Origin of the sequence: Halopiger djelfimassiliensis, from assembly GCF_000455365.1 — an archaeon.
GTDB classification, from domain to species: Archaea; Halobacteriota; Halobacteria; order Halobacteriales; family Natrialbaceae; genus Halopiger_B; species Halopiger_B djelfimassiliensis.
This window is the reverse complement of the sequence record NZ_HG315685.1, coordinates 557,222-581,476: the sequence shown is the minus strand read 5'-3', so window position 1 is coordinate 581,476 and position 24,255 is coordinate 557,222. Positions and strand designations below refer to the sequence as shown.

Annotated in this window: 24 protein-coding genes and 1 pseudogene; 15 read left to right on the top strand and 10 right to left on the bottom strand. The window is 64.4% G+C overall.

What is annotated here, in order from left to right; translation table 11 throughout:
- From TX80_RS19735 to TX80_RS08735, 5 genes are all read left to right on the top strand, one after another.
- Positions 1-220 (top strand): hypothetical protein (locus TX80_RS19735; protein ID WP_230198698.1); only part of this gene is annotated, 220 nt, incomplete at its 5' end.
- Positions 221-244: 24 nt separating this feature from the next.
- A complete protein-coding gene (locus TX80_RS08750; RefSeq protein ID WP_049922723.1) occupies positions 245-2,041 on the top strand; it encodes an extracellular solute-binding protein in 1,797 nt (598 codons plus the stop codon).
- 60 nt (positions 2,042-2,101) lie between these two features.
- A complete protein-coding gene (locus TX80_RS08745) occupies positions 2,102-2,845 on the top strand; it encodes an SIMPL domain-containing protein (RefSeq protein ID WP_049922722.1) in 744 nt (247 codons plus the stop codon).
- A 106-nt stretch (positions 2,846-2,951) separates the two neighbouring features.
- Positions 2,952-4,136: an ABC transporter substrate-binding protein gene (locus TX80_RS08740; protein WP_049922721.1), complete on the top strand. Its 1,185-nt coding sequence runs from the start codon at positions 2,952-2,954 to the stop codon at positions 4,134-4,136.
- Position 4,137: 1 nt separating this feature from the next.
- Complete coding sequence (locus TX80_RS08735) at positions 4,138-5,079, top strand: NAD(P)-binding protein (protein WP_049922720.1); 942 nt, start codon at positions 4,138-4,140, stop codon at positions 5,077-5,079.
- 108 nt (positions 5,080-5,187) lie between these two features.
- Here the strand turns inward: TX80_RS08735 and carA are convergent, their stop codons facing one another.
- Positions 5,188-6,267 (bottom strand): glutamine-hydrolyzing carbamoyl-phosphate synthase small subunit, encoded by a 1,080-nt coding sequence (carA, locus tag TX80_RS08730; protein ID WP_049922719.1) that lies wholly within the window; start codon positions 6,265-6,267, stop codon positions 5,188-5,190.
- Between the two features lie 102 nt (positions 6,268-6,369).
- Between carA and TX80_RS08725 the strand changes: the two genes are divergently transcribed.
- A complete protein-coding gene (locus tag TX80_RS08725) occupies positions 6,370-6,783 on the top strand; it encodes an Lrp/AsnC family transcriptional regulator (RefSeq protein ID WP_049922718.1) in 414 nt (137 codons plus the stop codon).
- A gap of 34 nt (positions 6,784-6,817) precedes the next feature.
- Here TX80_RS08725 and TX80_RS08720 read toward each other — a convergent pair whose 3' ends face one another.
- Positions 6,818-7,915 (bottom strand): GNAT family N-acetyltransferase, encoded by a 1,098-nt coding sequence (locus tag TX80_RS08720; protein ID WP_049922717.1) that lies wholly within the window; start codon positions 7,913-7,915, stop codon positions 6,818-6,820.
- A 206-nt stretch (positions 7,916-8,121) separates the two neighbouring features.
- A complete protein-coding gene (locus TX80_RS08715) occupies positions 8,122-8,832 on the bottom strand; it encodes a CehA/McbA family metallohydrolase (RefSeq protein ID WP_049922716.1) in 711 nt (236 codons plus the stop codon).
- 54 nt (positions 8,833-8,886) lie between these two features.
- Here TX80_RS08715 and TX80_RS08710 point away from each other — a divergent pair, with 54 nt between their 5' ends.
- The 3 genes from TX80_RS08710 to TX80_RS08700 all read left to right on the top strand — a co-directional run bounded on the left by TX80_RS08710 (position 8,887) and on the right by TX80_RS08700 (position 10,997).
- Positions 8,887-9,837, top strand: coding sequence for a diacylglycerol/lipid kinase family protein (locus TX80_RS08710; protein ID WP_049922715.1), 951 nt, complete (start codon positions 8,887-8,889; stop codon positions 9,835-9,837).
- Between the two features lie 73 nt (positions 9,838-9,910).
- On the top strand, positions 9,911-10,471 hold the full coding sequence (locus tag TX80_RS08705) for an NUDIX hydrolase (RefSeq protein WP_049922714.1): 561 nt from the start codon (positions 9,911-9,913) through the stop codon (positions 10,469-10,471).
- Between the two features lie 208 nt (positions 10,472-10,679).
- Positions 10,680-10,997, top strand: coding sequence for a DUF7853 family protein (locus TX80_RS08700; protein ID WP_049922713.1), 318 nt, complete (start codon positions 10,680-10,682; stop codon positions 10,995-10,997).
- A 43-nt stretch (positions 10,998-11,040) separates the two neighbouring features.
- On the opposite strand, the gene TX80_RS08695 is transcribed toward TX80_RS08700, so the two are convergent.
- The gene (locus tag TX80_RS08695; protein ID WP_049922712.1) at positions 11,041-11,349 is read right to left on the bottom strand and encodes a hypothetical protein; all 309 of its coding nucleotides are present in this window, start codon (positions 11,347-11,349) and stop codon (positions 11,041-11,043) included.
- Positions 11,350-11,431: 82 nt separating this feature from the next.
- Entirely contained in the window at positions 11,432-12,457 is a 1,026-nt protein-coding gene (locus TX80_RS08690; protein WP_049922711.1) for a zinc-binding dehydrogenase, read from the bottom strand.
- A 150-nt stretch (positions 12,458-12,607) separates the two neighbouring features.
- On the opposite strand from TX80_RS08690, the gene TX80_RS08685 reads away from it, so the two are divergent.
- Both TX80_RS08685 and TX80_RS08680 read left to right on the top strand, forming a co-directional pair.
- The gene (locus tag TX80_RS08685; RefSeq protein ID WP_049922710.1) at positions 12,608-13,255 is read left to right on the top strand and encodes a MogA/MoaB family molybdenum cofactor biosynthesis protein; all 648 of its coding nucleotides are present in this window, start codon (positions 12,608-12,610) and stop codon (positions 13,253-13,255) included.
- Between the two features lies 1 nt (position 13,256).
- Positions 13,257-13,988, top strand: a complete 732-nt coding sequence (locus TX80_RS08680) for a 5-formyltetrahydrofolate cyclo-ligase (RefSeq protein ID WP_154658614.1) — start codon at positions 13,257-13,259, stop codon at positions 13,986-13,988.
- 483 nt (positions 13,989-14,471) lie between these two features.
- Here the strand turns inward: TX80_RS08680 and TX80_RS08675 are convergent, their stop codons facing one another.
- The 4 genes and pseudogenes from TX80_RS08675 to TX80_RS19730 all read right to left on the bottom strand — a co-directional run bounded on the left by TX80_RS08675 (position 14,472) and on the right by TX80_RS19730 (position 17,973).
- A complete protein-coding gene (locus TX80_RS08675; protein WP_049922708.1) occupies positions 14,472-14,804 on the bottom strand; it encodes a DUF7126 family protein in 333 nt (110 codons plus the stop codon).
- Positions 14,801-15,718 carry a glutamine-hydrolyzing GMP synthase gene (gene guaA / locus TX80_RS08670; protein ID WP_049922707.1) on the bottom strand — a complete coding sequence of 306 codons (918 nt, stop codon included), beginning with the start codon at positions 15,716-15,718 and terminating at the stop codon, positions 14,801-14,803. Before guaA ends, TX80_RS08675 begins: the two co-directional genes overlap by 4 nt.
- Positions 15,718-17,412, bottom strand: coding sequence for a glutamine hydrolyzing CTP synthase (pyrG, locus tag TX80_RS08665; RefSeq protein ID WP_049922706.1), 1,695 nt, complete (start codon positions 17,410-17,412; stop codon positions 15,718-15,720). Before pyrG ends, guaA begins: the two co-directional genes overlap by 1 nt.
- A 142-nt stretch (positions 17,413-17,554) precedes the next feature.
- A pseudogene (locus TX80_RS19730) lies at positions 17,555-17,973 on the bottom strand (hypothetical protein).
- Between the two features lie 110 nt (positions 17,974-18,083).
- Here TX80_RS19730 and TX80_RS08655 point away from each other — a divergent pair.
- From TX80_RS08655 to TX80_RS08645, 3 genes are all read left to right on the top strand, one after another.
- Complete coding sequence (locus TX80_RS08655; protein WP_049922704.1) at positions 18,084-19,103, top strand: PH domain-containing protein; 1,020 nt, start codon at positions 18,084-18,086, stop codon at positions 19,101-19,103.
- A gap of 212 nt (positions 19,104-19,315) precedes the next feature.
- Entirely contained in the window at positions 19,316-20,170 is an 855-nt protein-coding gene (locus TX80_RS08650; protein WP_049922703.1) for a hypothetical protein, read from the top strand.
- Between the two features lie 730 nt (positions 20,171-20,900).
- The gene (locus TX80_RS08645) at positions 20,901-21,977 is read left to right on the top strand and encodes a glycosyltransferase (protein WP_049922702.1); all 1,077 of its coding nucleotides are present in this window, start codon (positions 20,901-20,903) and stop codon (positions 21,975-21,977) included.
- Positions 21,978-22,015: 38 nt separating this feature from the next.
- Here TX80_RS08645 and infB read toward each other — a convergent pair whose 3' ends face one another.
- On the bottom strand, positions 22,016-23,815 hold the full coding sequence (gene infB, locus TX80_RS08640) for a translation initiation factor IF-2 (RefSeq protein ID WP_049922701.1): 1,800 nt from the start codon (positions 23,813-23,815) through the stop codon (positions 22,016-22,018).
- Between the two features lie 194 nt (positions 23,816-24,009).
- Between infB and TX80_RS08635 the strand changes: the two genes are divergently transcribed.
- Positions 24,010-24,255 carry a PRC-barrel domain-containing protein gene (locus TX80_RS08635; protein ID WP_049922700.1) on the top strand — a complete coding sequence of 82 codons (246 nt, stop codon included), beginning with the start codon at positions 24,010-24,012 and terminating at the stop codon, positions 24,253-24,255.

Sequence of the window (24,255 nt, the reverse complement as noted above, 5' to 3'; positions counted from 1 at the left end):
CGATGGCGTTTACGGGGCAGCGGTCGTTCCGTCACGACTGAACGGGGTGGGCGTGTTCGAAACGCGGAACCCGTCCCGCGTCTTCCGCTGGGTCCGACGCGGGCGAAAGCGCAAACAGCGGGACCGTCCTCGAGTGACGACGATCGAGCACCCGGTAGAGTTGGTTCCCCGAGCGGTATCGATGGCCGATACTGCCCGGTCGATGGAGAAGAAATATTGACCAGTAGCAGTCATAATTTGATGAATGAAGGAGCGGGGAACGCACGGGCTCTCGCGGCGGACGCTGCTCGGTGTCGGCGGGGCCGCGGTTGCGACCGGGCTGGCAGGCTGTATCTACCACGGGCCGTTCAAGTACACGCGGCTCGACGTCTCAGTTCGGGAGTCGTTCGAATCCGAGCCGCCGGTATCGGTTCCGCTGACGGTCGACGTTACCGTCCAGAACGTCGACTCGAAAGACGTCGCCCTGCGAGGCGTCGAACTGGTCTGTTACGATGCGGCTCGAGAGGAACTGGCGAGCGAGACGCTGGGAGACTTCGACTGGCGGGAGACCACACCAGAGCAACGCGAGCGCACGGACCACGATACCGGCTGGACGCAGTCGACCGTGACCGCGTACAGCGCCGACTGGACCGTCGATACCTCGCTCGAGGTCGATGCCGTCCCGGAGTGGCTCTCGTTTCGGGTCGCGGAGGTATGGTTCGGCGAGGATCGCGATCCCGAACGGAGCGCGATCGTCGGGACTGCACGCGCCTCACAGCCCCCGCCGGCGCTGACCGCCACGATCAGGCGCTTCGAGGGCACCCGGCCGCCGCCATCGACAGTCGGCCCCGACCAGTATCGATCGGAACGGGTTCGAAGCCGTCGCGTCGTCGATACCCCGCTGCTCCCGCCGCCGAGTCCGGTCACGTTCTGGCACGCCCGGGACGCGGATCGGCTGGCGTCCCTCGAGGCCGACGTGGACGCGTTCGTCGAGGACTCGACGTCCGTCATCGATCCGGTAGCGGTCAGTGATCCGGGGGAAGCGACGATCGACGCGCTCGAGGACTATGACTCCGACGGCCCACACCTCGTCGAGATACCGCACCCGTTGGTGGCTGACTTCGACGACCGCGGGCACCTCTCGGATCAGACCGCCGCTCTCGAGATTCGGCGACCGGACGCGTTCATCGATCCTGCCGCCGAGGCAGGAGTGGTCAACGGACGAACCGTCGGCGTCCCGTGTACGCTCGAGACGGTCGCGCTCCTGTACGACCGGAATCGGCTCCCGGAACCGCCGGAAACGGTTGCGGAGTTGACCGCGATCGCAGAGCGGCATCGGGATACGAAGGCCGAACCGGACGGGGCCTCGTCACCCAGCGTTTCCCTCCCATCCGCCAGTGCGTGGGTACACGCGTTCGGCGGCTATTACTACGACGCGGCGTCCGACTCGCTGGGACTAACCGAACCGGAAACGATCCGCGCGGTCGAGTTCGTCGCCGAGAACCTCGCCCCGTACTCGTTTCACGCCCCGGACCGGCCCGACGAGCAGGCCGACGCCTTCGTGGCCGGACGGACACCGGTTGCCATCGGCGATCCGGCCCGCGCCGCCCGCGCAGCGGCAACCGGGATCGACGTCGGCGCGGCACCGCTTCCGAACGCCGAGGCGGCACCCGAACGGCCGAGCCCGTTCGTCACCGTCGACCTGCTCGCGTTCACGTCGCGACTGTCGGAGCCGAGCGGGCGTGACGCCGTTCCCGCAGCCACCGCGTTCGCGGCGTGGTATACGACGAACGCGGAGATCCACGTCCGTAACGCCAGCACACACGGCACGGTTCCGGCGTACACGGCCGCAGCCGACAGCGGCGATCTTCCGGCATCGGTAGCCGGGTTCGTGAAATCGGCGGCGACGGGGACGCTCGCACCGCCAGCCTCGGCGATGCGGGCGATCTCACAGCCCCTGCAAACGGCGTTCGAATCGATCCTCGCGGGCGAGCAGTCCGCAGCAACCGCCCTCGAAGCGGCGGAAACGAGGATCGAAGCCGAGCGGAACCCCTCACGGTAAAGCTCAAAGAACTGTTTGAGCTAGGGACAGTTCTTTTTCAATTGCATGAGAGTTCCGGATATGGACCGACGAACGTTCCTCGCGGCGTCGAGCGTTGGCGTCGCAGCGGCGATGGCAGGCTGTGTCGGACGTGGACTGAGCAGCGACGACGAGGCCGGGTCGACCCCGGCGAGCGATTCGGACGAAACGGAGATCACCGTCAGTGCGGACGGTGACGTCGAATCGGAACCGGACAGGGCGACCGTCCGAATCGGGGTCGACGCGGAGGGAGACACTGCCGAAGCGGTGACAAGCGAACTCGCGACCGAAGCCGAACAGCTCAGAGAAGCGTTCGACGAACTCGAGATCCCGGAGGACAACATCGAGGAAGGTCGGTATCGGGTCCATCCGAAACGAGGGGAAGACGAGGATGGGTTCCGAGGCACTCGCTCCTTCGAGGTAATAATCGACGACGTCGACCGCGTCGGCGAAGTCATCGACGGGTCGATTCAGGCAGGGGCCGATGATATCGGTCGAGTGAACTTCACACTGCAGGAGACGACCCGCGACGAACTCCGAAAGGACGCGATCGACAACGCGCTGGCAAACGCCGACGAGGAAGCACAACACGTCGCGGACAACCGTGGTGTCGAGCTCACCGGCACGAAGTCGGTTACGACCAGCGACGTCAACGTCCACTCCTCGCGATACACCGTCGCGGCGCTCGAAAACGGAGCGGAAGACGCCAGTGGGGCCACGACCGAGATCGACGCCGATCCCGTCAGCGTGAGCGCGAGCGTGACCGTCGTCTACACCTTCGAATAACCACCCAGCCCGGGTTACGACCCGAACTGTTCGGAAGCGATCCCGTTTCCTCGAGTCGCGTCGCCGAACCGAACGCCTTTTGAATTATTAGGTTGGCCTAAAAGACATGATCGTAACGCGACAGGGAGGACGAACCAGACGACAGGTCGTCGCGACGGGGCTGACGGTGAGCAGCACGAGTCTCGCGGGCTGTGTCTCCGGCGACGGACCCCATGAGGGGGTCGGGAGCGAACGAACGGATTCGTACGCGGTGACCATGGCACCGATGGGCGAAGTCGAGTTCGACGCCGTCCCGACGGATGTCTTCGTTACGTTTCCCCAGTACGCGGATATGGCGGTTGCCCTCGGGCACGGCGACGCGGTGAACTCGCTGTTCTCGCCCGAGATGGCGGGGCCGACGATGGGGGCGTTCTACGACCGACTCGAGGGCGTCGACTTCGACGGGACGGGGTTGCCGAACCCGCTCGAGGGCGGACTCGAGAAGGAAGAACTCTACGAGTTCGACAGCGACGTTCACTTCCTCGATCCGTCGTACGTGCTCCAGACCCAGAACAACTGGACCCGAGACGACGTCGCGGAGATCGAGACGACACTCGGTCCGTGGATCGGCAGCTTCCACAGCGGCGTCCACAGCGAACCGGCGGCCGCCTACGCCGACGAATACGAGTACTACACGCTCTGGGAACTCTTCGAGAACGTCGCGGCGGTTTTTCGGGAACGCAAGCGGTACGAAGCCCTCGCCGCGGTGTACGACGACGTGCGCGCGCGCATCGAAGCGGCGCTCCCGCCCGCGGACGAGCGGCCGTCCGTCGCACGGGTGACGCTGGGGGACGGCCAGTTCTACACGTACCACCTGAACACGCCCGGCTTCTGGCAGGCCGAGACGCGTCCGCTCGCGGCTCACGACGCGCTCGCCGACCACGATTGGTCGGGCGATTGGGGCGTCGTCGACTACGAGACGATGCTCGAGGCGGATCCGGACGTCATCCTCCACCTGTGGGGGATCACGCCCCAGTACGCCATCGACACCGTCCGCGATCGACTCGAGGACCACCCGATCGGGAGCGAACTGACCGCGGTTCGGAACGATCGCGTCGTCGCCGGCGGCATGCGGTATCAGGGGCCGATCATGAACCTCTTCCAACTCGAGATGACGGCCAAACAGCTCTATCCGGAGCAGTTCGGCGAGTGGCCGGGCCACGTTCCCGGAACCGCCTACCCCGAAATACCGGCCGACGAGCGGCTGTTCGATCGCCAGCGCGTCGCCGATATCGTCACCGGGGGGAGCTAGGATGGCGGGCGACGACGATCACGGCGGCGATGCCGGCGACCGATCGTTCGATACCACCGTCGCCATCGTTGGCGGCGGACCCGCCGGCTGCGCCGCCGGCGTCTTCACCGCTCGAGACGGCCTCGAGACGGTCATTTTCGACCGCGGCCCCTCCTCGCTGCGCCGATGTGCGTCCCTCGAGAACTATCTGGGCTTTCCCGTCGGTGTCGACGTCGAGACCTTCCTCGAACTGGCACACGACCACGCAACACGAGCGGGGTGTCGGCTCCGCGAGGATCTCGTCGAGTCGGTAACGGCCCTTCCCGACGGCGGATTCCGGGTCGATCCACAGGACGGCGATCCGATCAGGGCACGGTTCGTGATTGCCGCAACGAAATACGACGGCGAGTACCTCCGCGGACTCGATGACGACGACGCGTTGTTCGTTACCGACGATGAGGGTGGCGAACGGTTCGACCGCGAGTATCCCGACCGTCGGGGACGAACACCCGTCGACGGACTGTACGTCGCGGGTCCGCTTGCCGGCTGTGGCGATCAGGCGATCATCGCGGCCGGCCACGGTGCGACCGTCGCTCGAACCCTGCTCGGCGAATTACGGGAAGCGGACGGCTTCTGGGGACACTTTGCCGAACACTACGACTGGCGGCGCAAGGTCGAAAACCGCCGTGAGGAGTGGGTCGATCCGGAACGGTGGGTCGAACGGTTCGAAGCCGCCGCACCCGAGGCGGTCGATCCGGCCACCGTTCGACGCCTCGCCGAGACCTACGCCGACGAGTACGGCGGCGACTACGTCGAACCCGACGTCGCCGACCGACGAGCCGAACGCGGTCAACGCCGCCTTGCTGCGGCGCTCGAGGACGAAATCATCCTCGACACCGTCGACGAGGCGGCGATTCTCGAGCGGGCCAACGCCATCGAGACGGCCGACTCGAAAACGGAGTGAGCCGCCGGGACGTGACTCGCGGACGGTCCATCGGCCACCTCGTGGCGTCGGAAAACTGAACCGATCGAAAAGGCGGAGACAACGCAGTAGACAGCCGTCGGTGCGCGGTCAGTCGTCGGCGGGAACCGCGTGCTGATTCGCTCGGTCGTCGGCCATCTCGAGGACGCTGTCGAAGAAGTCGAGGGTGTCCTCCGGGCCGGGGTTGGCTTCGGGGTGGTACTGGCGGGTGATGACGTCGTACTCGACGCCGTCGATTCCCTCCGGCGTGTCGTCGTTGACGTTGATCTGGGTGACCTCGAGATGGTCGCCGGGGTCCGCGACGGTGTAGCCGTGGTTCTGGGTCGTCATGACGACCTGCCCGGACTCCAGATCGAGGACCGGCTGGTTGACCCCGCGGTGACCGAAGTCCATCTTTTCGGTGGTGCCGCCAAGCGCCTCGGCGACGATCTGCTGGCCGAGACAGATGCCCGCGACGGGCGTGTCCTCGACGAAGGCCTCGACGAGCGAGATCGCTTCCTCGTAGTTCGCCGGGTCGCCGGGGCCGTTGGAGAGAAACAGGACGTCCGGGTCGACGGCTTCGACGTCGGCGACCGCGGCGTCGTAGGGGAGCACGTGGACCGTCGCGTCGCGAGCGAGCAGCGAGTCGACGATCGATCCCTTCGCGCCACAGTCGACGAGTGCGACCGTCTCGCCGTCGTTGTCCGCGCCGTGGACGACCGGTTCAGCGACGCTGACCTGCGAGCCGATGTCGGTGTGGTCGCTCATGGCCGTACACTGCTCGAGTTCGGCCAGCGCGTCCTCTTCGGTGACGTCCTCGCCGACGGCGATCCCGCATTTCATCGCGCCCTCGTCGCGGATGTCGGTGACGACCTCGCGAGTGTCGAGGTGGTCGACGGCCGGGACGCCTTCGCTCTCGAGCCACTCGGCGACGTCGTCGGTCAGTTCCCGCGCGAGAACGGCCCGTGGGTGGACGCGGTCGTCCTCGAACCGTTCTTCGCGGACGCCGTAGTTCCCGATGAGCGGATACGAGAAGGTCAGCACCTGTTCCTCGTAGGAGGGGTCGGTTAGACTCTCCTCGTAGCCGGTGTATGCCGTTGTGAAAACGAGTTCGCCGCGAGCCGTTCCCGAAGCACGACCACGCCCCTCGAGTACGTGACCGCCTTCGAGCGCAACGTAGGCTGTCGTCATTACGAACTACGTATTGGATACACGGTCATAAGTGTTGTCTTCGAAGTTGAGTTACGAAATTCGTAATCGGTAAGTGACCATGCCGAGTAGTCACCCATCTCCATGGACGAACTGGACCGCGAAATCCTGGATATCCTCCGACGAGACGCCCGCACACCCTACACCGAGATCGCAGACGAGGTCGGGACCAGCGAAGGGACCGTCCGTAACCGCGTCGAGCGAATGATGGACGACGAGGTCATCGAGCGGTTTACGATCTCGACGCGGACGGGCAACGTCAAGGCGATGCTCGAGATCGGCGTCGCGGTCGACGTCGACACGAAGGCGGTCTCGGAACGGATGGCCGAATGGGAAGAGGTCGACTTCGTCTGGATGGTCTCGGGCGAACAGGACATCGTCCTCGTCGTCGACGCCGCGGACACCCGGGGCGTAAACGACCTCATCACGAAAGCCCGCGATCAGGAGGAGGTCATGAACACGAAGACCCGGCTGATTCTCGACGAACAACTCGGGTAGCCCTGCGGCGCTCCGGTCCGATGTTCGAAGCCGATCAGTCGGCGTACCGCCAGTACAGCGATCGACCGGTTTCGACCAGTTTCCAGGCCGGACTGAGTCCCCGTTCCCAGTAGAGGTTCGGTACCAACGTCCCGCCGAACCCCTCTTTGAAGCGGAACGAACCGTCCTCGAAGTCCGCCCCCGATCCCCCGAAGTCGTACGTCTCGTACCCGTTTTCGATCGCCCACTGAATCAGATAGTCGTACAGGAGTTCCGAGGCGTAATACTCGAAGTACTCTTCGGGGACCCCGGCGAAGAACCCGTGGACGGTCGATTGCTCGTCGTTGAGCAGATCGAGGTAGCCGCCCGCGTACTCCCCGTCGATACGCAACGTAACGAGCAGCACCCGCGATCGCATCTCGAGTAGCTGCTCGAAGAAGGCAAACGGGAGCGCGTCGCCGCCGGTACGTTGCATGTGGCGCTCGTACGTCGTATGAAAGCGCTCGAGTGACTCCCTCGTTACGTCCGCTTCGACGATCCGGTGGTCCGTTTCCCGGCCGCGTCTGATCGCCCGTCGCTTCGAGCCGTCCATCTCCGACAGGAGGGTATCGTAGCCTTTGGGAAGCCGAAGCAGAAACCGCCCACCCATCCGATCGGATCGGTACCCAGTCTCGTAGAGGGAGTCGTTGTACCGGAGGAAGTCGGTATTACACGCCCGAATCTCGTGGACGATCGTCCGTCCGCTACAGAGGTCCGGAACGGCGTCGATGACGAGCGAGAGGGAGTCGGCCACGTCCGTCGTCAATAGGGGGCCGCCGAACCCGGGATAAACGGACGTCAACCTGGAAAACGGGGTCTTCGGGAGATCCGCGACGAAGTTCGGAAACACGCCGATCGGGTTGGTGTCTTTCTCCACGAGGAGATGTCTCGCCGGATAGCCAAGCCCCGTCTCGATCGCATCGAGCCACTCGTATCGGTGGAAGACCGTTCCGAGATCGGAGCGTTCGACGACGCCGTTCCACCGGTCGCTGTCTACCGCCCGAATCGTATCGAGCGCTTTCACCTCCAGATCCGATCCGTCTTCGGCCAGCGTTCGGACGGTTTTTCCGGCGTCGCGTTTCGACCGTGTGCCCGCTGTGACTTCCCGCGACATTATCGCTGTTTCTGGTCGAGCCGGCGATTAAGTCATTGTCTCGTACGAAGATACCTCTCGGACGATTACGCACTGTATCGCGGCGCTAACCCCCGGGGTTTTATTCTGGAGGACGGGTCGCGGTCGTCGGGTCCGGGCGCGCCTGTGCGCGACGATGGGGATCCACGACCGATCACCCCGCCGGCGAGATCGATTGCGCGCTCCAGTCAACCGTCGGGTTCGCCGGGCGGGCTGCCCGCCCCGGGCGTCGGTTCCGATACCACCTCACCCGGATGTTTTCGGCGGTGAACCTCCCGATAGGCTCGACGAAGGAACCGATCGAAGGGCGTGGTCGCGACGCGAGGTTCGACACGGCCGTCCCTGATCGCCTCGACGACCGACTCGGGCGTGAGCGCCTCGGCGTCGATCATCGTGTACGCCCGCCCCACCTCGAACGGGTAGTGAGCGTCGCTGCCGCCGACCAGCGGGACATCGCGGTCGGCCGCGAGTTCCCGGACCAGCGACTCCGTCCGCGGATGTTTCCCGTTGATCTCGATCGCGTCGAACGAAAACGCCTCGAGATCCGCGATCGTGCTGTTGCGGTACGGGTGAGCGACGATCGCAACGCAGTCCCGTTCGTGTGCCAGTTCGACGGCTTCCGCGGGCGTTCGTTCGAACGGTTCCGTCTCGGTCGGCGGATCGGGGCCGATCACGAGCACGTGGCCGCGCGTGGTCGAGATTTCGATCCCCGGTATCGTCGCGACGCGGGACGTGGAAAACCGTCTCGAGTAGTCGTGGTTGGTCGTCGCGACGCCGTCGAGGCCGCGCCGGTCGGCCATCAGCGCCAGCAGCCGGACCCCCAGCGGATCGAACCGGTCGCCGAGCGCGCGGCGGCCGTGAAAGAACCGCGTGTGCGTGTGGAGATCGACCGCGTACATACCGGGGCAAACGCCGGGTAGACCCTTTTGCGCACGGCCGGCATCTTCGCCGGTATGGGAACCGACACTGCGAGCGACCGCGTCCTCGTTCTCAACCCCGTCAGCGGAACCGGCGATCACGTCGACGACGTCGTCGAACTCGCCGACGAACACGGGTTCGAGGTTCGAACGACCGAGGAGAGCGGCGACGCGAAGCGATTCGCCGCCGCTGCAGCCGATGCCGACCTCGTCGCCGCGGCAGGCGGCGACGGGACCGTAAACGGAGTCGTCAACGGGCTTGCGGCCGCCGAGGCGCTCGAGACGACGGCGGTCGCGGTCGTTCCCGCGGGCACCGGAAACAACTTCGCGTCGAACATCGGCGTTCGGGGTCTCGAGCATGCGTTTACGGTAATCGAGGACGGTCAACGCCGGTCGATCGACGTCGGGTGCGCGAACGACCGCCTGTTCGTCAACTCCTGTGTCGGGGGGATCACCGCCGAGGCGAGCAGCGAGACGTCTCCGGCGGACAAGTCGGAGTTGGGCGTACTCGCCTACGTCAAAAACACCGTCGAGACGCTCGGTTCGTTCGACTCGCTCCCGCTACGGGTAACGACGGCGGCGGGGCCGAACGGCGAGTCGGCACGGGCCTGGCAAGGTGAGGCCCTGTTCGTTCTCCTCGGGAACTGTCGTCGATTCGACGGGACGCGAACCGCACAGGCAAACGTCGAGGACGGCCTGCTCGAGGTGACGATCGTCGAAGACGCCGCGACGGCCGACCTGCTCGGCGGGGCGGCGCTCGAGGGGGTGTTCGGACAGGACAGCCAACACATCGTCCGGCGGCGAACGCCGTCGCTCGTGATCGAGAGCCGGGCCGACTCGATCACGTACAGCCTCGACGGCGAACTGCTCGAAACCGAAACGGTCTCGCTCGAGACGGTCCCCGATCGGCTAACACTCCCGGTCGGCGATGGCTATCAACCCGATCCAGACGAGGGACGGCTGTGGCCGCTCGAGACGAACGGGTAACACGGCACGTCTCGATTCGAAACCCCCGAGCCGAGACGATACTGGTTTCAAGAGCCGTCGTAATTGTAGGGGTATGAGCACGCCGGAGGAGGACCTCCAACACGAGAACGCCGGACAGGACGTGATCGCAGTCGACGAAGACGACAACGAACTCGAACTCGTCAATCGCCTCGAAGCCCACACCGGGGATGGCATCCGCCACCGGGCGTTTACCTCGCTCGTCTTCGACGGCGAGGGGAACGTTCTTCTCGCCCAGCGCGCCCCCGACAAACGGCTCTGGGGGACCTACTGGGACGGCACCGTCGCCTCCCACCCCGTCGAAGGACAGAGTCAGGAGGAAGCGACCCGACAGCGACTCGAGGAGGAACTGGGAATTACGCCGGATCAGTACGACGACCTGCGCCTGACCGACCGGTTCGAGTACAAACGGTACTTCGAGAACGAAGGGGTCGAACACGAGGTCTGTGCCGTCCTCAAGCTGACCCTGTCGGATCGCTCGCTCGATCCCAACGAGGAGGAGGTCGCGGGGCTGATGTGGGTCCCCTACGAGCGACTCCACTCCAACCCCGAGTGGTATCGCCAGCTCCGCCTCTGTCCGTGGTTCGAGATCGCGATGCGACGAGACGTACGGTAACGGACTGGACGGTCACTCCCACGGAACGAACGCGCTTTTCGAAGCCGACGGTCGTTACGACCAGCGACGGCAGCCTTCGAGCGGTCACCGCGCTATCGTGGCCGGTAACGCGGGCCACCGAATCGAGGTATGCTATCAGGCGACAAGGTTTATAACACCCCCACTCGTATCGTTGGCCGAGGACCGACGGAATGGTCCGTGTGACGAAATGAGTTCCCCACCACCGGAAACCGAGACGTACGACGTTGCGCTCTCCAGAAACGAGGCGTGGGTCGTCCACCACGTCCTGTCGGATCGCATTACCGCTGCGATCGACGACGACGAAACCCCACCACAGTGGACACTCGACCTCGTAGCGGAGATCGAATCCAGCGCCGACACGGAAACGATCACGGGACGTCAGGCGCGGCGACTCTCCGACGCCCTGACCGAGTACGTCGACCGTGCGGGAACACCACAGGAGGATATCGAACACGCGATGGCCGTCCGCAAGCGGCTCGAGGACGTCCTCGAGCCCGCACCGTAACGCGCCGACCACATACCTGTATTTTCCGCGTGCGGTTCTCCGTTCAGGGCCGCGTCGTCGCCCAGACGGCCGTAATCGCCAGCACCACCGCCGGTGCCATCGGGAGGATCAACAGCGCGAAAAAGTAACTCACGCTCGGCGGCCACAGGAGGATCGCCGTCGGCGAGACGATAAACGCGAAGACGATCACCCCGACGAGGACCCAACCTCGCCAGTCGAACTCCCGGTCGGCCGCCGCCGGATGGTCGGGTTCGTCGACCCAGTCGTCGTCGGACTCGTCGCCATCGCGTGGCTCCCCGTCGTCGAACGCCGCAGGGTCGTGAACGTAGCCGCCGTCGTCGCTCGAGGTCACACTCGCGTGTTTCGGGCGCGCGATGAAAGCACTCACGGTTCCGGCGACACGACGGGACGATGCCGGCCGCGACTCGGGGCCGTTACAGTTCGCTGTCGGGCCGCACGACGACTTTTCCGAACCCTTCGCGGTTCTCGATGATCTCGTGGGCACGGGGCGTCTCGCTCATCGGCAACTCCTCGCGGATCGCGGGCTCGAGGGTCCCGTCCCAGACGAGGTCCATCACCGCGTCGACCTGTCCGGGTGTGGCCATCGTCGAGCCGATGATCTCGAGTTGGTTCCAGAAGATGCGCGGGATGTCCGTCTCCGGCGCTCCGCCGCCGGTGCCCCCGCAGGTGACGAGTCGGCCGCCCTTGGTGAGGCTCTTGAGCGAGTCCCGCCACGTTGGTTCGCCGACGTGTTCGACGACGACGTCGACGCCACGGCCGTCGGTCTCCGAACGGACCCACTCCGCGAAGTTCTCCGCCTCGTAGTTACAGACGTGGTCGGCACCGTGGTCCTCGGCGTACCGGAGTTTCTCCTCGGTGCTGCCGGTCGCGTACACTTCCGCGCCGGCGTAGTCCGCGATCTGCAGGGCGGCGTGGCCGACGCCGCCGCTTGCCCCGAGCACGAGCACCGACTCGCCGGCCTGCAACTCCGCGCGTTCGATCAACATCCGCCAGGCGGTCTGGAAGACGAGACAGCTCGAGCCGGCGACCGTCCAGTCGACGTCCTCGGGGACGGGGATCAGGTTGTCCGCGGGGATCGCGGCGTACTCGGCGTGGATCCCCGGGACGTGCTCGCCGATGATGTGGTAGTTCGGATCGAGCGTCGGATCGTCCATCCGCAGATCGCCGACGCCTGCGGAGAGGGCGACGTGGTCGCCTTCCTCGAAGCGGGTGACGTCTTCGCCGATCCCTTCGACGATACCTGCCCCGTCGCTGCCCGGGACGTGGGGCATCTCGAGGTCGAGGCCGGGCATGCCCCGCCGCGTCCAGATGTCGAGGTGGTTGAGCGCCGCCGCCTTCACGTCGACCAGCACCTCGTCTCGGCCGACCTCCGGGTCCGGATGCTCGCCGTACTCGATGACGTCGGTGTCGCCGTGTTCGGTGAACGTGACTGCCTGCATACACGCGGGTCAACGGAAACTCGATCCATAACAGTTGGGCTACCAGTACCGTTCGACCGGCATCGACGCACCACCGCGTTCGTCGGCGTCGCTTCCTGACCCGTGAGTCAGTTGGGCAACGTTTTCCCGCCGGCCGGCCAACGCCCGTGTATGACCGACTCGGAACGGAATCCGACGGCGGATACCCAGCCGGGACCCGACGACGGGACGAACGCGGCTGCGAGCGATCCGGACTGCTCGGCGGACAATAGCGCCGACCCGCTCGGCACCGGCGTCGTCACGATCGCGACCGACCGCTCCCTCGAGTCCGACACGACCGGGGAAGCGATCATGACGGCGTTCAAGAAAGCCGATCACGAGATCGTCACCCGGGAACACATCGGCACCGATCACGACACGGTCCAGTCGATCGTCTCGCGGCTGATCGACCGCGACGACATCGACATCGTCGTCACCGGCGGTGCCACCGGCGTCGAACCCGACGACGTCACGATCGAAGCCGTCGAACCGCTCCTCGAGAAGGAACTCACCGCGTTCGACGAACTGTTCACCTCGCTCGCCTACGAGGCGGTCGGCACCCGCGTCATCGCAGCGCGAACGCTGGCTGGCGTCACCGAGGGGACGCCGATCTTCTGTCTCCCCGGAGACGAATCCGCAGCGCGACTCGCACTCGACGAAATCGTTCTGTCCGAAGCCCGCCATCTCGTTGAACTCGCCCGCAAGACGGACGACGAGGAAGCCCCCCGCGACGAGGACGCCGATGCCGACCGTGCCGAACCCGAAACGGAGGGGGAGTGAGATGCGAGCGAGCGACGACGCCAGCAAGGCGACCGTCCGCGAACGCGTCTGGGACGATCTCGAGGACAGCGGCGAGGCCCGTTTTCCGTTCCCGCCTCACGGCCGGATCCCGAACTACGCCGGAGCCGACGACGCCGCCGACCGACTGGCCGACCAGCCCGAATGGGAAGCGGCGACGGCGATCAAGGCAAACCCCGACGCGCCGCAACTGCCCGTCCGGCGGCGGGCGCTTCGCGAAGGGAAGACGGTCTACATGGCCGTTCCCCGGCTGGCCGACGAAGACTGTTTTCTGAAACTCGACCCCGACGAACTCGACGACTACGACGCGGCGACGACCGTCTCCGGATCCGCGGAACACGGCGAGCAAATCGGTCCCGACGCGGTCGACGAGATCGACCTGATCGTCTCCGGAAGCGTCGCTGTCACCGAATCAGGCGGTCGGATCGGCAAGGGCGAGGGCTACAGCGACCTCGAGTACGCGATCCTCAGGGACCTCGGACTCGTCGACGGATCGACGACCGTCGCGACGACGATCCACGAGCGACAACTGATCGACGGCCCCGTCGAGGTCGGCGCACACGACGTTCCGATGGACCTGATCGTCACGCCCGAGCGGGTGTTCCGCCCCGGCGATCACAGCGGCCGCGACCGACCGACCGGCGTCGACTGGGAACTGCTCGATGCCGATCGACTCGAGGAGATCCCGGTGCTGCAACGGCTCACGGAACGCTAGTGTCTCACCGCCGGGGAGGCGGTTGACGCGTTGCTCGTGGAAATCGAATCAAACTCGAGGCGCGAACAGCGCGCCTCGAGCGCCAAACCGCAGGGGTTGACGCGGGTCGGTGCAGCAGTACCCGCGCCACGACGGTGTGGCAATGGTGGGGGAAGGGTGCTGTGGTGGGATTGCTGGAAGTCACGGGAACAGGCAGTGGGTGCCTTCGGTGGAGTCAGCCCGTCGACCTCCATCGTCGACTATCGGCGGGAACCACTTCAACGGGGGCGACGGTATACCGCTCTTATTCCGAATTCAGCGGGATTTAATCCGGGTTTAAGCTCCCGAAATCGGGGCCGAGACTGTTTATATTGCTCGGGTTCGAATCGGAAATCTCCGCCCGAAACGGGAACCCGGCGGCGGCTCGGAAACCGCCACCGGCTTATCGGACGGGGACCGCGACGGCGGTCTCGCGTCGATACCGAGAACGGCGGGCGCGTCGGATCAGTCGACCAGTTCTTCCGCGACGAGGGTCGCGTCCATCAACTGCGGATCGAGCGCCAGATCGAGCTGTCCCCTGACGAACTCGGGGATCGTGTCGGTGGTGTAGACGACCGTCCGGAGGTCGTCGTTGAGGTCACAGGCGATCGGAATCGTCGTCGCCTGTCCGACGTCGGTCAGGACGTACAGGTCGGCATCGAGGATGCCCGCGTCCTCGAGTTGCGGGCGCGAGATGACGCCGTTGACGCGGGTCACCGCAACGCCCTCTCCCTCGAGCGCGGCGGCAATCCCGCCGTCGTCCGGCCCGGCGACGATCGCGTCCATGCTCGTGCTCATTCGTACTCGATAGTCGCGGGCGGTTTGTGGGTCACGTCGTAGACCACGCGGGCGACGTTCTCGTTTTGCCCGGTGATCCGCGACTGGATGCGCTGGAGCGTCTCCCAGTCGATCTCCTGTGCGCGTGCGGTCATGCCGTCGCGGGAATCGACGGAGCGAACCGAAACGACCCAGCCGTGAACGCGGTTGTCGCCTTTCACACCCGTTGCCTTGCCGATAACGGCTGCAAGCGCTTGCCAGGGCTCGTACTCCTCGAGTTCCTCCTCGACGACGTGGCAGGCATGGCGGGCGACCTCGAGTTTCTCCTCGGTAACCTCCCCGATCACGCGGACGGCGAGTCCGGGGCCGGGGAACGGCATCCGTTCGGCGACGAGCTCGTCCAGCCCGAGGTGATGGGCGACTTCGCGGACCTCGTCCTTGTAGAGGTCTCGGACGGGTTCGACGATGCCGTCGAAATCGACGACCTCGGGGAGGCCGCCCACGTTGTGGTGGGATTTGATCCCGCCCTCGCTCTCGATGCGGTCGGGGTAGATCGTCCCCTGAACGAGGTAGTCCGCGTCGGCGTCTTTCGCCTCGCGCTCGAACTCGCGGATGAACTGCTCGCCGATGATCTCCCGTTTCTCCTCGGGATCGGTGACGCCCGCAAGGGCCTCGAGGAACCGATCCTTCGCGTCGACGATCCGCAGCGACTCCATGTAGTCGAAGGTTTCGCGGATCCCCTCGGTTTCGCCTTTCCGCATCAGGCCGGTGTCGACGTAGACCGGGGTGAGCCGGTCGCCGATAGCCTCGTAGGCTAACGCGGCCGCGACCGAGGAGTCGACACCGCCCGAGAGGGCGATGACCGCGTTCGCGTCGCCGATTTCGTCGCCGATCTCTGCAACTGCTTCCGGAACGAACGTGTCAGTGTCTACCATTAGTGGGATACCTCCGTTTCGGCGTCCGTCTCGCTGTCGGTCGTGGTCTCCGTTACCGTCTCGGGCTCGTAATCGCGTTGGTCGAGGACGGCCGCGACCAGACCCACAAAGGGCGGACTCGGCTGGCCGGGACGGGACTTGTACTCGGGGTGGAACTGCGTCCCGACGAAGTAGGGGTGATCCTCGAGTTCGAGGATCTCCATTCGGTTGCCGGCGGTACCCGAGAAGACCAGCGGCTCGTCCTCGAACTGGTCGAAGTACTCGGGATTGACCTCGTAGCGGTGGCGGTGGCGCTCGCTACAGGAGGTGTCCCCGTAGAGGTCGTAGGCCAGCGTTTCGGGCTCGATGACCGTCGTGTGCTCACCCAGCCGCATCGTTCCGCCCATGTCCTCGACCTCGTACTGCTCGGGCAGAATGTCGATGACCGGATGGGGTGTGTCTTCCTCCATCTCCGCGGAATGAGCGTCCTCGAGTCCGAGGACGTTCCGGGCGTACTCGACGACGGCCATCTGGAAGCCGAGACAGAGCCCGAGGAACGGAACGTCGTTCTCGCGGGCGTACTGGACCGCCCGGATCTTGCCCTCCGTGCCGCGCATCCCGAAACCGCCGGGGACGATGATCCCGTCGACATCCTCGAGTTGATCGTCGTACTCGTCGGCCATCCCGTCGGCGTGGACCCAGTGAACGTTCACGTCGACGCCGAGTTCGAAGCCGGCGTGTTTCAGCGACTCGTGGATCGACATGTACGCGTCCTCGAGATCGTACTTGCCGACGAGCGCGATGTCGACCGCGCCGTCTTTCTCGGTGGTAACGATCTCGCGCCACTCGTTCGTACGTTCGCCCTCCGGAAGCGCCTCGTCGTCCAGGCCGAAGTGCTCCAGAACGTACTGGTCTAACCCTTCGTCCTCGACCATCAGCGGAACGTGATAGACGTCCTCGACGTCCGGGTTGGAGAACACCGCCTCGGTCGGAATGTCACAAAACAGGGCGATCTTCTCCTTGGTTTCGGGGTCGAGACGGTCCTCACAGCGCCCGACGATCACGTCGGGTTGGAGGCCGATCGATCGGACCTCTTTGACGCTGTGTTGGGTAGGTTTGGTCTTCTGTTCGCCGTTTTTCGAGTAGGGCACGAGGGTGACGTGGGCGAAGAGGATGTCGTCTTCGTCCTCCTCGTGGGCGAACTGGCGCAGCGCCTCGAGGTAGGGCATCCCCTCGATGTCGCCGACAGTACCGCCGACTTCGACGATACAGACGTCGGTTCCGTCGGCGGCTTCCCGAATGCGGCGCTTGATGTCGTCGGTGACATGTGGGATGATCTGGACGGTCTTTCCGAGGTAGTCGCCGGCGCGTTCCTTTTCGATGACGTGCTGGTAGGTCTTGCCGGTCGTGATGTTGTGATCCGAGGTCATGTCGATGTCGAGGAACCGCTCGTAGTTCCCCAGATCGAGATCGACCTCGCCGCCGTCCTTGAGGACGTACACTTCCCCGTGCTGGTAGGGGTTCATCGTCCCCGCGTCGACGTTCAGATACGGATCGATCTTGACGGCGGTGACGTCGAACCCGGCGTTTTTCAGGAGCCGGCCGGTGCTTGCGGCCGTAATTCCCTTACCGAGTCCCGACATCACGCCGCCGGTGACGAAGATAAACTTGTTCCCCAGGGTGGGGTCATAATGAGTGTCCGGTTCCGTCGGCATACCGAGTGTCCGCGTGACCGGTTGAAAACGATTTCGGGACCGCATCGCCTCCGACAGCGATTGTCATTCCAACCGGTGCGACGGTCGCTCGCGGCTGCCACACAGTGGATCGTCACCCCGAGAATCACCGCGTTCGCCGGGTTCAGGGTTCGTCGTCCATGGGTGCCTTCCCCTGCGGGTCGTCCTCCTTGGATACCGTCCCCTCGGCCTCCGGCTCCTGGGGGCCACGTCCTGAACTTCGACGATCTCGGCCCGCTCAAGGTGCTCGATGCCGCCGCCCAGACGGAACTGGATCGTCCGCCCGGGGAGATCCGGATCGTCATCGTCGGTCAGTTCCTGTGGGACACGGCAGTGACCCCGTCGATCGTGACCGAGCGGCGCTGGATCGGGTCGCCTTCGTACTCGATCGTGTCCCACGTCTCGATGTCGAAATCGTCGATGTTCTTGCCGAAGTATTCCTCCGGCTCCTTGTCGCCCGTGTCTTCGGTCTGGGACTCGCCGGTCGTCCTCTTGTCGTCGAACTGGACTTCCTCGTGTTTACTGACGGAGATGAACGAGCATCGTGTTACTGGTTACAGAGTAGCGGCTCCGGTCGGCGTCTCGATCAGCGATCGTATTTTCGAACTAACACCATCGGTTTTATTTTAACGCGGGACGAAGTACCCACACCCGTGGCATCACGAACTCAACGTATCGTCATCGACCCCGGCGAACCCGACATCGGTTTTCAGGCGGGGTTCGGGTTCTACCTCGCGATCGTCGCCGCCGGGATCGCGGCGGTCGCGGGCCTCCTGGCCGGGGCACGCACCGCGACGCTGCTGAGCGTCGTGCCGAGTATGGTGACGGTCGTTGCGATCATCGGTCACATCCTCGCGAAGCGGGCTCACGGTCTTCCCGAACGGATCGGCCAAAGCCGTCGGTGGCGCCTGGCCTGTTACCTTCCATCGGCGACGTTCGCGGCCCTGTTGCTCGTGCGCGACCATCTCCCGATCACTGGCAGCGAACGGTTTAACTTCATCACGATCGTGTTCGCCGTTCTGTCCGGCGTCTCGGCGTACGGGATCCAGCGCATGGCCCGCAACCGATACACCGAGGCACTCGTCGCCGACGAGCCCGCCGCGGCATGGCCGTGGCAGCGGCCCGGTGATTGGTCCGCCAGGCCGGTGTTCACGGCGATTATGGCACTGCTGATCGTCGACGGGCTCGCCGATATGATCGTTGGCGACTGGTTCCCGGGCCTGTTCTGGGTGATCTTCGGCGTCGTCATGCTCTACTCCTCCCGGTCCGCCGGGCTGGTGTTCACGGCGGTTATGGCACTGCTGCTCGTCGACGGGCTCGCTAACATGATCGTCGGCGACTGGTTCCCGGGTCTGTTCTGGGTGATCTTCGGCATCGTCATGCTCTACTCGTCCCGGTTCGACTTGGGCGATACCGACGAAACCGGTCGCCGAAACCCGCCGACGCTCCGTGCCCACGAGGCGGGACTGGTCATCGATCGCCCCTTCCGAAAGACGGTCGTTCCCTGGGATTCGTTCGGGGATATTCGGCTAACCGACGACGAACTCGTCCTCGAACGGTCCCAATGGTTCGACGTGCGCTGTGACAGAACGGCGATCGACGACCCCGAAGCGGTTGTCGCCGGGATCGAACGCGTTCGAAGCCCGGCCCACCCCCGCGAATCACTCGGTTAGAACGGGAATCAATCGACAAGCCCCGGTGTCGTTCGAAACGGCTTCGCCGGTTCGTGATGCCGAGACGCCGAAGGCGTCTCGAACTACTCGACCCGAGGCGGTTGACTCCGGAACCCAGTTTCCTCGAGTAAGCCGTGGTTTCTGGCGTGTATCCCGCTATTATCGGTTGAACCTATAATGGGCGGTAGGTCGAGAGAGAACTCGACCGACGGATGCAAAACCAGCGCTTGCTCGAGTCGTCGTGGGACTACTGTGTGGTGCTGGACGCGTGTCGGTACGACGCGTTCGCCGACCTCCACGATGCGTATCTCGACGGGACGCTGGAACGGCGCTGGAGTCCCGGTTCGTCGACGCCGGAATGGGCAGCACGGACGTTCACCGGGAGCCACGATATCGCGTACTTCTCGGGGAACCCGTTCATCAACGATCTCGGGATTCCGCTTGCCGACCTCGCGTGGGGTGCCAGTTGTGACTACCGGTGGACCGCAAACGAACACATCAGCAACGTCGTCGACGTCTGGGATTACGGGTGGGACGACGACATCGGAACCGTGCCCCCGGAGGGCCTCGAGCGCGCGTTCTGCAAGCACCGCGACGTCGCCGGCCGTGCCGAGCGGGTGATCCTCCACTACATGCAGCCCCACGCTCCGTATCTCACGCGCGGGACCGGACGGAAACTCAGACGCATCCAGAAGGGGATTCGAAACCAAGACGGGGCCGCAAACGCCGAGGCCGAAAGCCGCCTCCAGTCGATCGGGAACGCGGTCAGACCGAAGGTCGAGGCCGCCCTCGAAGGGAGTCGGCTCGCACAGAAAGCGGGCGTGTGGCTCGAGCTCGACCCGATGACCCTCGTTCGCAACAGCACCCGCGAAACCCTCCGGGCACGCTACCGCGAAAACCTGCATATCGTCCTCGAATCCGTCGCCGAACTGACTGCCGAACTCGACGGAACGATCGTCATCACCGCCGATCACGGGGAAGCCTTCGGTGAACACGGAGTCTGGGAGCACCACGTCGAAACGCACATTCCCCCGCTCATGGAGGTCCCATGGTTCGAACTCGAGTGACAGTCGTTCGAGCGGTAGCGCCGTACGCAAGCGATCCGGTTTCGCGGTACCGTTAACCCAGCCGCAGGTGCGGTTGGTGTGGCTGTCCGGAGCGGGCGCGTAAGTCGCCCAAAATCGTGTTACAGCACGGCTGAGGGAACCAACAAAGCTCCGGGCCACCGTGCCGAGGTTGTTTACTACCACAAAGTGTTTACTGTCTTATACTATATGTAGCGGTATGGTCGAAATAAATATCCAAAAGATAACGTCATCTTCGTTTCTCGTAACCGGCGTGATTTTAATATCTAGTGGTATTTGGGGAATTCCTCAGATTCCTCGTGAGGAAGTGGTCGTAATGATGTTTGGTCTCCTCTTCGTTATTTCCGGAGTCTACTATACTGTCCACGGGTAGGAGGGGCGAGTGTGAGAATATCCAATAAAGTGGTAATTGTGGCAACAATTACTATCTACGGGATAACGTTCCGCTCATCCGTGTTGGGAGATTCGCTTGTCACTGTCGTCTGTTAATAGTGATCTATTTTGATCTATGCTATCTCAATTGCTTGGTTAAACCCTTCAACAGAGTCTCACCTACTTTGTGACGGGCTGGAGCGTCTTGTACTGGTGGGTCGATCGACGCGATGCGCCCGCAACGAACGGCATTCAGTATCCCCCTCGTGACCGTCACGGACAGGCAGTCGATGACCGAATCCCTCCATTCCACGAAGCGGTGTCCTTGAGGATGATATGAATGAACGTCGGCTTCTTTACCGACAGCTTCTTTCCCGAGATCGACGGCGTCACGTACACGATCGACCTCTGGCGGCGGGAGCTGGAACGGCGCGGCTACGAGGTGTCCGTCGTCTACCCGGACGGCGAGTACGAACCCGGCGTGCGGGAGTTTCCGGTCCCGTCCGTCCCGAACCCGTTCTACGCCGGCTACCGGATCCCGCTGGTCCGTCGTCCGTCGACGCTTCCCGAGTTCGACATCGTCCACTGTCACGGGCCGGCAGCGGTCGGCCTCCTCGGCCGATACTACGCCCGGAAGCACGATGTGCCGGCGATTTACACACACCACACCCCGATCGAGGAGTACTTCCACCAGAGCGTGAAATCGAAGGCGGTCGCGTCCCTCCTCCGGACCCTCTACGTGCCGGCCGAAACCGAGTTCTTGCGGAGCTTCGACGTCGTGACCGCATCAACGAACCGGATCAGTCGCGATGTCGAACACGTTCCCCTCCCCGTCGGAATCGACATCGAGTTCTTCCGGCCGACCGGGGCGGACTGGTATCCCGACCGGACCGTCCTCGGGTACAGCGGTCGACTCAGCATGGAGAAAAACGTCGATGAGATCCTCCACCTCGCGGCGACCCGTCCCGACTACGAGTTCGTCATCGTCGGCAACGGTCCGTTCCGGGACCGACTCGAGCGAGCGCAGCCGGCGAACGTGACGATCCGGGATTTCCTCCCGAGAGAAGCGCTGCCGCACTTCTATTCCTCGATCGACGTCTTCGTGACGGCCTCGACGGCGGATACGCTCGGGCTGTCGACGCTCGAGGCAAACGCCTGCGGGACGCCGGTCGTCGCTCCGGACGTCCCGCCGTTCGATCGGACGATCGGCCCCGAAAACGGCGAGCGCTTCGTCGATGGGGACCGCGAGGCGATGGCCGCGGCCATCGAGTCGTGTCTTGAAACGGATCGAAACACGCGATCGGCAGTCGAGCAGTACGCCGTCTACCGGACGATGGAAGCCCTCGAGCGACTGTACCGTCGCGTCTCACCCGCGACGGCTGACTCCCCGAGAGACGTCGTCACCACGGACCAGTAGCAGTAGCCACACCGAACGGTCGGCTCCAACGCGAGGGATTACTTGCCCCAGAACGGATCCCGGTTGCGCTGTTTGTCGAGGTACATGTTCAGCGCCTCGAGTTCGTCGCCGGGGATTTCGCTCGCGAGTTCCTGTTCGAGGATCTTCGCGTGTTTCTCGGGAATCTCGGTCCAGAGTCGGTCTCCCTCCTCGATGTCGCGGCCGACGGTCGGCCCGTCGATGGCGACCGAGACGCGGTCCCCGTTGCGGGCCGCGTCGATGTCTTCGCCCTGTTCCTGAATCCCCTTGATCTGGCCGACCCGCTCGGGCTCGTTCCCCTCGAATGTCACGACGTTCGAGTTGTTCTGTAAGGTGCCGGCATCGACCTCGACGCCGACGACCGCGGGATCGTTCTGGCGGAAGGTGTGATCCGGCAGGATGCGGAATCGAGCGGGTCGGGTGATGTTCTCGAGGATCGTGTCCTGCTGGGCCTGCTCGATCTCCTCGACGTACTCGTCGTACTCCTCGACGAGCTGGTAGATGACCTCGTCGGTAAACACCGCCACGTCCTCGGTGTCGGCACGATGTTCGGCGTCGGCGAGGATGTCGACGTTGAACCCGAGGATCGCCTGCTGTTTCGGATCCTCGGCCGTCGAAGCGACCGCGATGTCACGCGGCGCGACGTCGCCGACCTCCGCGCGGACGATCGGAACCTCCGCCTCGTCTAGGGCGTCGGCCATCGCTTCGAGGCTGCCCAGCGTGTCGGCCTTGACGACGACCCCTTCCTCGGCGGTATCGACGGCGATATCCGCGAGTTCGGCTTCGACTTCGCGGACGACCTCGTCCCGGTCGCGGTCGCGAACGACACGGACCGGCGCGCCGGCCATCGCGTCCTCGAGTTCGGGGGCGGCGACCTTGATACCGGCCGCAGCGCCGACCTCGTCGACCGTTTCGAACCGACTCTCGGTTCGGATCTCCGCCAGCGGCCGGGGCTGGAGCAACGCACGAACGTCGGTGACGATCGGATCGTTCTGGCCGCCGACGACGATCGTATCGTCTTCCTTGATCGTCCCGTCGTAGAGGACGATGTCGATCGTCTTCCCGAAGCCCTTCTCCTCTTTGACCTCGAGGACGGTCCCGACGCCCGGTCCGGCGACGTCGATCTCCATCTCCCCTTTCATATACCGCTGTGACAGCCCCATCATGACCGTCAGCAGGTCCGGCACGCCCTCGCCGGTCATCGCGGAGACGGGGACGACGCCGACGTTGCGCTGGAAGTTCTGGACGCGCCAGTACAGGTCAGCGGAAAAGCCCTCGTCGGAGAGGTTGCCGATGATCTCGTAGAGTTGCTCGTCGAGGCGCGATCGCACGCGGTCGGACTGGGACTCGTAGGTGTCGTTGATCGGCGAGTCCTCGTTTGCGTTCCAGCCCGGGACGGTGTCGATCTTGTTGGCAGCGACGATAAACGGCGTCTGGGAGCGTTTGAGGATGTCGAGCGCCTCGAGCGTCTGGGGCTGGAACCCGTCGTTGACGTCGACGACGAGGATGGCGATGTCCGCGAGCGCGCCACCGCGCGAACGAAGCGTGGTAAAGGAGTGGTGTCCCGGCGTGTCGATAAACAGCAGCCCGGGCAGATCGAAGTCGTCGGGGTCGACGAGGTCGCCCGCGATCGAGGAGATGATATCCAGCGGAACGGCGGTCGCGCCGATGTGTTGCGTAATCGCGCCCGCCTCGCCCTCGATGACTGCGGAGCCGCGAATCTTGTCCAGGAGACTGGTCTTGCCGTGATCGACGTGTCCGAGGACGGCGACGATCGGTGTTCTGAGAGATGTGGGGTCGCGCGTATCCGTATTCGACATGGTGAACCACCCGAGAAGGTCTTATCTAAGGCGTCGGCAGAGCGGTAGTTAAACCCATCGTCATCAGCATCGGTTCCGGCGGGTTCGACCACTCCGAACGCTGCCGGGTCGTGAGTATCGATCGACCCCGCAAGACCGGGATCGAGAATTCCGCTCCCCCACCGTTTAATACCGATTAGTAAGTACGGGTATGCATGAGCGATATACTCGCTGAAAACCTCTCGGGCAAATCGGTCATGGGTTCCGACGGGACGGAACTGGGACTGCTCTACAACATCACGATGGAACTCAAGTCGGGGACGCTTCGTAACCTCGTCATCGAACCCGACGAAGAGCTCTCGACCCGGTCGGTCGACTTCGACGTCGACGACGACGGCCGGTTTCTCGTCCCCGTCAGCCGCGTTCAGGCGGTGAAAGACTACATTGTCGTCCAGCGCTAA